This is a genomic window from Actinomadura vinacea, from assembly GCF_039532545.1.
GTDB classification, from domain to species: domain Bacteria; phylum Actinomycetota; class Actinomycetes; order Streptosporangiales; family Streptosporangiaceae; genus Spirillospora; species Spirillospora vinacea.
In genome coordinates this window covers 123,932-132,288 of record NZ_BAAARW010000027.1, presented here as the reverse complement: position 1 = coordinate 132,288, position 8,357 = coordinate 123,932, and the positions used below count along the sequence as shown (strand labels likewise).

The 8,357-nt window shown below is 69.0% G+C and carries 12 protein-coding genes and 1 pseudogene; 3 read left to right on the top strand and 10 right to left on the bottom strand.

Annotated features, from left to right (window positions below; genetic code table 11):
* The 4 genes from ABD340_RS35545 to ABD340_RS35530 form a co-directional block, all read right to left on the bottom strand.
* Nucleotides 1-236: transposase (locus tag ABD340_RS35545; RefSeq protein WP_344595064.1), on the bottom strand; the 236-nt coding region annotated here is incomplete at its 3' end.
* A 22-nt stretch (nucleotides 237-258) separates the two neighbouring features.
* A complete protein-coding gene (locus ABD340_RS35540) occupies nucleotides 259-414 on the bottom strand; it encodes a hypothetical protein (RefSeq protein WP_344595062.1) in 156 nt (51 codons plus the stop codon).
* A gap of 274 nt (nucleotides 415-688) precedes the next feature.
* Nucleotides 689-1,615 carry an NAD-dependent epimerase/dehydratase family protein gene (locus tag ABD340_RS35535; RefSeq protein WP_344595060.1) on the bottom strand — a complete coding sequence of 309 codons (927 nt, stop codon included), beginning with the start codon at nucleotides 1,613-1,615 and terminating at the stop codon, nucleotides 689-691.
* 27 nt (nucleotides 1,616-1,642) lie between these two features.
* Nucleotides 1,643-2,863 carry an SGNH/GDSL hydrolase family protein gene (locus tag ABD340_RS35530; RefSeq protein WP_344595058.1) on the bottom strand — a complete coding sequence of 407 codons (1,221 nt, stop codon included), beginning with the start codon at nucleotides 2,861-2,863 and terminating at the stop codon, nucleotides 1,643-1,645.
* Nucleotides 2,864-3,005: 142 nt separating this feature from the next.
* Here ABD340_RS35530 and ABD340_RS35525 point away from each other — a divergent pair, with 142 nt between their 5' ends.
* Entirely contained in the window at nucleotides 3,006-3,926 is a 921-nt protein-coding gene (locus ABD340_RS35525; RefSeq protein ID WP_344595057.1) for an AraC family transcriptional regulator, read from the top strand.
* A 178-nt stretch (nucleotides 3,927-4,104) separates the two neighbouring features.
* Here ABD340_RS35525 and ABD340_RS35520 read toward each other — a convergent pair.
* The 3 genes and pseudogenes from ABD340_RS35520 to ABD340_RS35510 all read right to left on the bottom strand — a co-directional run.
* Nucleotides 4,105-4,283, bottom strand: a pseudogene (locus ABD340_RS35520) (IS1380 family transposase); the annotation flags it as partial.
* 78 nt (nucleotides 4,284-4,361) lie between these two features.
* A complete protein-coding gene (locus ABD340_RS35515; RefSeq protein WP_344595055.1) occupies nucleotides 4,362-4,502 on the bottom strand; it encodes a hypothetical protein in 141 nt (46 codons plus the stop codon).
* Between the two features lie 97 nt (nucleotides 4,503-4,599).
* The gene (locus ABD340_RS35510) at nucleotides 4,600-4,866 is read right to left on the bottom strand and encodes a hypothetical protein (protein ID WP_344595054.1); all 267 of its coding nucleotides are present in this window, start codon (nucleotides 4,864-4,866) and stop codon (nucleotides 4,600-4,602) included.
* Nucleotides 4,867-4,868: 2 nt separating this feature from the next.
* Here ABD340_RS35510 and ABD340_RS35505 point away from each other — a divergent pair, with 2 nt between their 5' ends.
* The gene (locus ABD340_RS35505) at nucleotides 4,869-5,054 is read left to right on the top strand and encodes a hypothetical protein (protein ID WP_344595053.1); all 186 of its coding nucleotides are present in this window, start codon (nucleotides 4,869-4,871) and stop codon (nucleotides 5,052-5,054) included.
* Between the two features lie 90 nt (nucleotides 5,055-5,144).
* On the opposite strand, the gene ABD340_RS35500 is transcribed toward ABD340_RS35505, so the two are convergent.
* From ABD340_RS35500 to ABD340_RS35490, 3 genes are all read right to left on the bottom strand, one after another.
* On the bottom strand, nucleotides 5,145-5,348 hold the full coding sequence (locus ABD340_RS35500) for a hypothetical protein (protein WP_344595052.1): 204 nt from the start codon (nucleotides 5,346-5,348) through the stop codon (nucleotides 5,145-5,147).
* Nucleotides 5,349-6,430: 1,082 nt separating this feature from the next.
* Entirely contained in the window at nucleotides 6,431-6,622 is a 192-nt protein-coding gene (locus tag ABD340_RS35495) for a hypothetical protein (protein ID WP_344595050.1), read from the bottom strand.
* 119 nt (nucleotides 6,623-6,741) lie between these two features.
* Nucleotides 6,742-7,488 (bottom strand): aldehyde dehydrogenase family protein, encoded by a 747-nt coding sequence (locus tag ABD340_RS35490; RefSeq protein WP_344595049.1) that lies wholly within the window; start codon nucleotides 7,486-7,488, stop codon nucleotides 6,742-6,744.
* A 116-nt stretch (nucleotides 7,489-7,604) separates the two neighbouring features.
* Between ABD340_RS35490 and ABD340_RS35485 the strand changes: the two genes are divergently transcribed.
* Nucleotides 7,605-8,357 (top strand): sulfite exporter TauE/SafE family protein, encoded by a 753-nt coding sequence (locus tag ABD340_RS35485; protein ID WP_344595047.1) that lies wholly within the window; start codon nucleotides 7,605-7,607, stop codon nucleotides 8,355-8,357.

Here is an 8,357-nt window from a genome sequence, read left to right as displayed (position 1 = left end):
AAAAACGCCGAGGCCGCCTTCAAGATCTCGTTCGCCCGCCGCAGCTCACGATTCTCCCGCTCCACCCCCGCAATCCTCTGCGCGTCACTGGTCGTGGTCCCTGGACGTTTTCCGCCATCGACCTCGGCTTGGCGGATCCAGGTCCGCAACGCCTCCCGATGCACCCCCAGCTGGTCGGCCACACGGGCGATCGTGCCGGTCTTCTCACCGGTCTGCTCACGCAGTTCAAAGACCATCCGCACCGCGCGTTCACGCAGCTCAGCGGAGTACTTCCTCGGGGGTGCCATAACCCCTCACCCTTCCAGGTATCAGGGCCTCCGCCCAACCCGGGGCGCTCCAGTCCTCCACATCCTCGATGACCAGGGCAGACAGGCCCGAAAACACCACACCCATCAGATCGTCGATCTCCAGCACGCCTCAGGCTGGCAGGTGATCACTCAGCGCCACCACCGATTACGAGACAGAGCCGTTGGTTTTACAGTCCCCGGTTCAGTCCTTAGCGTTACTACAAGCCAGTAGAGTCCCGGGCCAAGCTGACGACGACGCGGCAGCAGGCCGAGTTGGTTCGGGCGCGGCACCGGCGAGTACACCATCGCCGACCTGAGGGAGGTCTTCTCCATCGGACGGGCGACGGTGTACCGCGACATCGACCGCGCCGGAGCGCGTAGCAGCGACGCCAGAGGAGCCTCTAGCTAGCGAACGACTCGGCGGTTTCCAGGAGAACGTCGTTGAGTGGAGTCGGGGTCAGGCCAAAGGTCTTCGCGGTCAGTGAGGCGTCCAGGACGAAAGGGCGCTGGTACTGATATTGCATCTCCCACGTCTGCGCGATGATCGGGTCGGCGAGGCCGGCGTTGTGCAGATCCAGGGGTGACATGCTGATCAGTTGTGGCGCGGGAGCTCCGGCCAGTTCGGCGAACCTTTTCGTGACCTCGCGTACGGTGGCGTCGGAGATGGGAGGCACGTGCCAGGCCCGGCCCCATGCCTGCTCGTCGCGGCTGAGGGTGACCAATGCGTTTGCGGCGTCGCCGGGGTGGCTCCAGCTGTGCGGTGCGTCCAGGTCTGCTGGTACGGCCGTGGGCTCGCCGGCCAGCACCGGCGGCGCGATCAGCAGATTGAACATCGATGGTTGGCCGGGTCCGATGAAGTCGCCGGGCCGCACTTCGGTGAATCGGATCCGTCCCTGGTCGTGGGCGGTGATGGCGTCCTGCCACATCTGCGCCCGGACCCGTCCCTTGATGGTGGTCGGCGACATGGGGAGATCCTCGGTCATGGGCTCGCCGGGGGCCGGGGGGCCGTATCCGTAGGTGTTGCTCAGGTTGAGGTACCCGGCGCCGCTGCGTTCGGCCGCGGTCAGCAGCGCGGCCGCCAGCGCCGGGGTCTCCACGGGCAGCATGTCGTAGGCCGGTGTGGCGCAGTTGAACAGTGTCGTGGCGCCGCTGGTCAGCTCGGTGAGCCGGGCGGCGTCGCGGGCGTCGGCGGCGATCGGTTCGATCAGTGGGTGCTGGGGCCCGCCGCCACTCCTGCTGAGGATGCGGACACGCTCACCGGATTCGGCGAGCATGCGCGCGGTGGCGATTCCGGCGGCGCTGGTTCCGACGACGACGTGGAATGACATCGAGACTCCTTGGCGGGGATCGGGTGTTCAGCCGAGGTCGGCCAGGTCGATGGCGTCGGCCATGGCGCGGTATCCGGCGTCGTTGAGGTGCAGGTGGTCACCGGAGTCGAAGGCCGGGTCGAGCCGGAACGGATCCTCAGGCGAGCCCACCGCGCGGTCGAAGTCGATGATGGCGTCGTACTCGCCCGAGGTACGGATCCAGATGTTGACGGCGGCTCGTTTGGCCTCGCTGCGTGGGGTGGAGAACGCCGAGGGCCCTGCGGGCATCACCGTGGCCCCGACGACCCGCAGCCCTGCGGTGCGGGCCTGCTGGATCATGCCGCGGAGGCCTGCGATGACCTCGTCGGCGGAGACCTCGGTGTACGGCGCGAAGGTGGGGAACGGCGACGCCTGGGCCACCTCGCTGATACCGATGTCGTTGATGCCCAGCAGGATGACGGCCGTTCCCGCGCCTGGCTGGCCGAGGACATCGCGCCGGAACCGGGACACCGCGCTGTCACCGTGCCAGGCCGAGTCGACCGTCACCCGGTTGCCGCCGATGCCCTGGTTCAGCACGGCGCGGGGTCGGCCCGCCGAGGCCAGGCGCTCGGCGAGCACGTCCGGGTAGCGGCGGTCGGCGTCCAGGGTGCTGCCCACGCCCTCGGTGAGGGAGTCGCCGAATAGGACGACGCCCGGAAGGCGCGCTGGGCCGCCGGTCACGTCCAGCCCGCTCAGGTGGTACCAGGACTGCGAGGTCTCGGCGAACGCCGTGCCGTCGGTGTCGTCCCGGTGGTCACCTTCGGTGCGGTAGCTGGTCGCCAGCGCCTGGGCGTGGAATGTCGCGGGGCCGGTCGGCTCGGCCGTGTAGAACGTGATCGTCACCTTGTCCAGCGGCACCACCCTGAACGGCACCGGGTCGCTTGCGAGCTCCGCACCGGCCGCGATCGTGAACGCCCGCTTCCCGCCGACAGTGAGGTGCTGCAGAGTGTCCTGCTGGACGGCGGCGCCGCCGGTACAGGCGGCGATGGTGGCCCCGGTGATCGTGAGCGGTCCGGTCCCGTAGGCGTTCGACAGGCGGATCCGTACAGCGTCGCCGCCGACGGTGACCCGGACCACTTGGCGGACGGTCTGGCTCGCGAACCCCTCCTCGGACCAGTTCGGGGCGAAACTCGCACTCGGACGCTGCATCGAGGTGGTCCAGGCGGCGGCCCAGGTGGTGGCGGTCGCGGCCGGAGCAAGGCCGGTCTCGGCCTCCTTGGTCGGTGGCATGACAGACACGGGCGCATCCCCTTGTGATCAAGATCGAGAACCTGTCTGCGATCCACCGTAGGGAGTTGATGACAGACGCTGAATATCCTGCCGTCCGAAATAGATGTCCAAGCGTCTAATTCGATCATGCTACGTTCTAGCCATGGACGTTCTCGGTGATGTGCTCGCCGCGATGCGCGCCGGACAGCCGTACGCGGGTCGCACCAGAAGCTGGGAACCCTGGGGCCTACGATTCCCGGCCGGCGACTCGGCCTGCTGCCACGTCGTTCTGCAGGGCGCGTGTTGCCTGATCTCTCCTGGCGGCGCGCCGTTGACGCTCGGCGTCGGCGACGTACTGTTCACCGCGCCGGGGCAAGGGCACGTGCTGGCGGACCGGCCCGGCAGCCCCTTGACCGACTTCCGTCCCGTCCGCGACAGCGGATCTCTGATCACAGACTTGAACATCCCCGGCCTAGGCGCCGCCACCGAGATGCTCTGTGTCTGCTACAGCTTCGACCGCGTCCGCCCGCACCCACTGCTCGGCGACCTGCCGCCGGTGATCCATCTGCCTGCCCGGGTGGGGCAGCATCGCTCGCTCCGCGCCACCGTCGATCTCATGGGCGACGAACTACGCCAACCCCGCGTCGGCTCCGAAGCGATCTTGAGCCCGCTCATCGACATGCTCCTGCTGTACGTCCTGCGGACCTGGCTCGACGAGCAGTCCGGCCCCGGCGCCACGGGCTGGGCCGCCGCCCTGACCGACCCGGCCATCGTCACCGCACTGCACGACATCCACCAGCGCCCCGAACACCCCTGGACCGTCGCAGAACTGGCCACCCGGGCCGGCGTGTCCCGCGCCACCTTCGCCAAACGGTTCGTCACCGCCGTCGGCCAGCCACCCCTGGCCTACCTCACCTGGTGGCGGATGACCACCGCCTCTCGACTCCTGCTCGGCACCGACGCCCCGCTCCAAACCGTCGCCGAACGCTGCGGCTACGGCTCGGAGTACGCATTCGCCAAGGCGTTCAAACGCGAGCACGGCACAGCCCCCGGCCGCTACCGGCGGCAACGCCAGGTGAACTGACCGCCCACCCAGACATTTGGGAAGGTCCACACCAGTCGGTCAGCGCGTTGCCGAGGTCCGATGCATGTCTGCGGGCTCCCCCGGTCCTCCTGCCTGATCTCACGCAGAGCTACTCTTCCTCTGGTCGCATGGACCTGGGTGGAGAGCCTCGCTGGTCGACTGGCCCGCGGCCTGACAGAAGGCCGGTGTCCTTGGCGGCGCGGATGCGGTCCTCGCAGCGGGCGCGGCGGCGGTGCCGCAGGTCCAGGTCAGGAGCTGCCCCCACCGGCCGCCGGGCCGGGTGCCGGTGACAAAGCAGGTCAAGCGGTGCCCGTCCAGGTCGGTGAACCGCAGCTGGACGCCCGGGTGCGGGCGTTCGGGAACCCCTCGCGACCAGGCATTATGCGGCTTTGTCCATCAGGACGAATGCTGCATCAAATGCAACTTCGTACATTTTCAGCTGTTCGGCCAGATCCCGGCCACGTCGACCTCGGCGGCGACCACGCGGTAGAACACCCGCACGTGGCCGCGTTCCAGGAGATAGGTGTCCGGCAGTTCGGGATCTGGCCGCGAGTCCGCCGGGTGCGGGTCGACCATCAACGCGGCGGCGGCCGCCAGGCCCTCCTTTAGAGAGCGTCCGGCAACGCGATCAGTTGCTCCCAGGCCGCATCCAGCCAGCGGATGCTCCTCGGCATCAGGCGACGCCGCGGACACTGCGGCCCGCGTCGGCGGCCTGGACCATCTCGTCGACGGACGTGAACTTCCGGCCGCGCCCGCCGTCGGCGAGCAGCCGCGCGCGCACCTGGCGGCGCTGCTCCTCCAGCCGAAGCCGCTGCAGCTCCTCATAGGCGGTGGTGGAGATGACCACGGCCTCATGCCCGGCGGCGTCGACCACGCGCACGGGTTGGCCGTCGCTCGCGCTGCTGAACACGGCGTCCAGCTCGTCTCCGTCAATACGCAAGCGTGTCGGCGTCCTGGGTGATGACCCTGGTCAACCTGATCAACGACTCCTACAAGGAAGTGCCGGGCATCTTGGCCATGGCGCTGCTGCTGGGGGCGCCACTGACGGTGTCCGCACTCGCCCACTACGAGCTGCGCAGGCTGCGCCACCTGCACGGCATCACGTTGCGCAACACGCTCCTGCGCTGACTCCATACCGCCGGTGGCACCGGCCGCGCCCCGCCAAGGGCGCGGCCGGACGAGAGCGGCTCGCGAGCGGCGAAGCCCCAACGTTCCGAATCATCCCAGCACCTGCCAGCATGTCGGCGGCGATGGGCAGGACAGCGGCGTCGGCGCGGACTCGGGTCGGCGATCGTCCGACGAATCGGCGCAGATCGGCTCGGACAGCCCGAGGCTGATCACGGCGGGGAAACGCGCGGGCAACGACTGGAGGATCGAAAAGGCCAAGAACAAGAGGAGATCAAGCGCGAACGCAGAAGACAAGAGCGAAGGAAAAGGAAGCTGGGATTGAAGGAAAAGAGCGACCCCGGACGTTACTGGCATCCGGATTGACGGATGCTTTCGGGGCTCATGCCACAGCCGTGACCGGCGCCGTGATCGGATCGTCTAGACAAGTGTCCTGGGTCGTTAATTCGGTGCAGTATGCGGCGACGGTTCCGAGGAAATCGTCAACGGGCTTGGCCCACACGAACGCCTTGGGGTCTTGGTCCCATGGAATCGATGCCGTGTGGCGGTCGACCGAGACGGGCGATCCGGAAATGCGGCTCTATGCCATGACGGCCTGCGGCGCGGAACTCGCCACCGATGCCCCGGAGCGGCTGTGGCGCATGGTCGACCCACCATCCCGAGCCGGTACTCGCGAACTTGGCCGTTTCGCCGTACTCGGACGCCCTGGAATGGTGGATGGAAAAGGGCTGGGGCCGGCTGTCGCCGGAGGATCTCGGCGAACGACGCCTCACCGCGCTGATCGCGCTCGAGGCGCTGCCACCGGAGCTGCGACCCGTCGTGCTCGAACGGCTGCTCGACGACGACTACGTCTCCGCCCGGCGGGGTTCCACCACCCGCTACGAGTGGGCGGGGATGCGGCTGGGCAGGCAGGCCCACTCACTGAGCTCGCGTCAGGTCGGCCTGGTCGAGGAGGCGGCGCCGCAGTCGGACATGGGCAGCACCCCGCGAACGGAACTGCGCGCCGCGCCGGCACACCGCCGGGCGGCACTCGGCGACCTCGGCGGTTTCGAGCGCACCTGGAGCACGATCTCCAGCCGTGATCTCCAGGTGCGGACGCTGCTCGTCGCGCTCGGACGCTACCCCGCCGCGCGCCTCCCGCGCTGGCTCGACCTCGCGTTGAGCTTGGCCCCGCATTTTTCCGCGACCGGACGCGCGCTCCTCTGGTCGCTTGCCGCAGAGCGGTTCGCGGAACTCACCCCCGCCAGCGCCACCGAGTCAACTGGCCTCTGGCTCGATCGCGCGACCGCCGCCGACTACCTCACCCTCTGCCTGCCGCCGAGCCACGGACCTGCCTGGCGGCCTGTCCTGAATCTGCTCCGTACCGCGGCCCTACCCGATCAGCCCACGTCCCGCGCGGCGACCGTGCTGGCCAGCGTCGCCGCCACCCCGCTGGGACTGTGGTTGCTGCGCACCGTCCACACCGCGCCCGGCTCCGGCCCTGCCGCGCTGACCGACCCCACCTGCTTCCCCGACGCCGACGCGCTGCGAGCCCACCTGTTCGACCAGGTCATCCCGGCCCTGATCGCCATCCGGGAGCCTGGCAAGGAACCTGCCGAACCGTTCCGACCTCGCCGTCGCCACGATCCCGACCAGGTACGGCGTTGGCTGGGCTACCTGGCCCACCATCTCACCTGCCAACCCGCCTCCGTCAGCGGAGCCCGAGGAACCCGCGTCTTCGCCTGGTGGCGATTGGCCGCCACCACCCCCCTTGCCCGATGCCCAGGCCGAGGACGGGCGCGAGCCACACCGAGGTCTTGGTGCCGTGGTCCAGCAGCGCGAAGAAGGGGTAGGCGTACAGGCCGAGGAAGACGGTGCCGATGGCGTACACCTTCCGGCGTCCGATGCGGTCCGAGAGGATGCCGGAGAGGGGCTGCATCACCAGGTCGACGGCGGCTGCGATGAGCAGGCCGTTGAAGGCCCAGCTGCGCGGCAGGTCCAGGTGCTCGGTGACGCAGGTCAGCGAGAAGACGGTGACCATGGAGTAGCCGACGTCGGCGACCGTCTGGAAGAGGACCATGATCAGCGTCTTGCGCTTCTCGTTCGCCAGCACTTCCAGGATCGGCAGCTTCGCCTTGGCGGCCAGGACCAGCGGCGAGTTCCACGGGATGATCGAAGCCACCACCCCCAGCGGCTCGCGCACGGAGTAGCTCAACAGTCCGGGCCCCAGGGGCAGCGACTCGCCCTTCTGCTCGGCGGCCGCTCCTCCGTAGTAGCGCAGGACGTCGGCCGCGGAGGCGGTCTCCGGGCGCGACTGGGTGCGCAACGCGTTACCCGTCTCGGCGGCCGGAAGCCGGGCGATGTCCTCGGCGCGTAGCTCTTGGTACGCCCCATCCCCAACGCTCGCCCCGACCACATCGATCACGGCGGGCAGCGTGCGGGTCTCCGCCGGTGTCAAGCACCGCTTCACCTTGGCAGGTGGTAGCCCTGAAATCAGCAAAAGGGAAGGCTTGACATGCATTGCATGCAATGCATACTAGACATCCTGGTTCCGCGTGAGTAGGGAGGGATGCCGTGCTGAGCCCCTGGCAACTGGCCGTGCTCGCCGTGGCGGGCTTCGCGGCCGGTGCGGTGAACGGGGTGGCCGGCGGTGGATCCTTGATCTCGTTCCCGGCGCTGCTGGCCATGGGCTACCCGCCGGTGACGGCCAACGTCACCAGCGCGTTGACGACCCTGCCGGGTTACGTGGGCGGGCTCGCGGGCTACCGCGCGGAACTTGCCGAGGTCCGGCCCCGCATCCGGCAACTCACCGCGGTGACCGCCGCCGGTGCGGCGGCGGGTGCGCTGATCTTGCTCGCCGCACCGGCGGAACGGTTCACCTCCGTCGTCCCGGTGCTCGTCCTGGCCTCCGTCATCGCGCTGGCCGCACAGGGGGTGGTGGCCCGCCGGCTCGCCCGGGCCGAGACGGCGGCGGGACACGGCCGCGGCCTCCTCCTCGCCACGTTCGTCGTCTCCGCCTACGGTGGGTACTTCGCCGCGGGGCTCGGAGTGATGATGCTCGCGCTCCTCGGCGCCTTCATAGCCGAAGATCTACACCGGCTCAACGCCCTCAAGAGCGCCCTGTCACTGGTCGTCGGCGTGGTCTCCGCCCTGTCCTTCGCCGTGTTCGGCCCCGTGCAGTGGTTGCCCGTCGCCGTCATGTCGCTGGCCGGCCTGGCGGGTGGCCGCAGCGGAGTGGTCATCGCCCGGCGCGTGCCTCCGCAGCGCCTTCGGTGGCTCGTCGTCGGCGTCGGTCTTGTCCTGTCCATCGCACTCTTCATGAGGTGA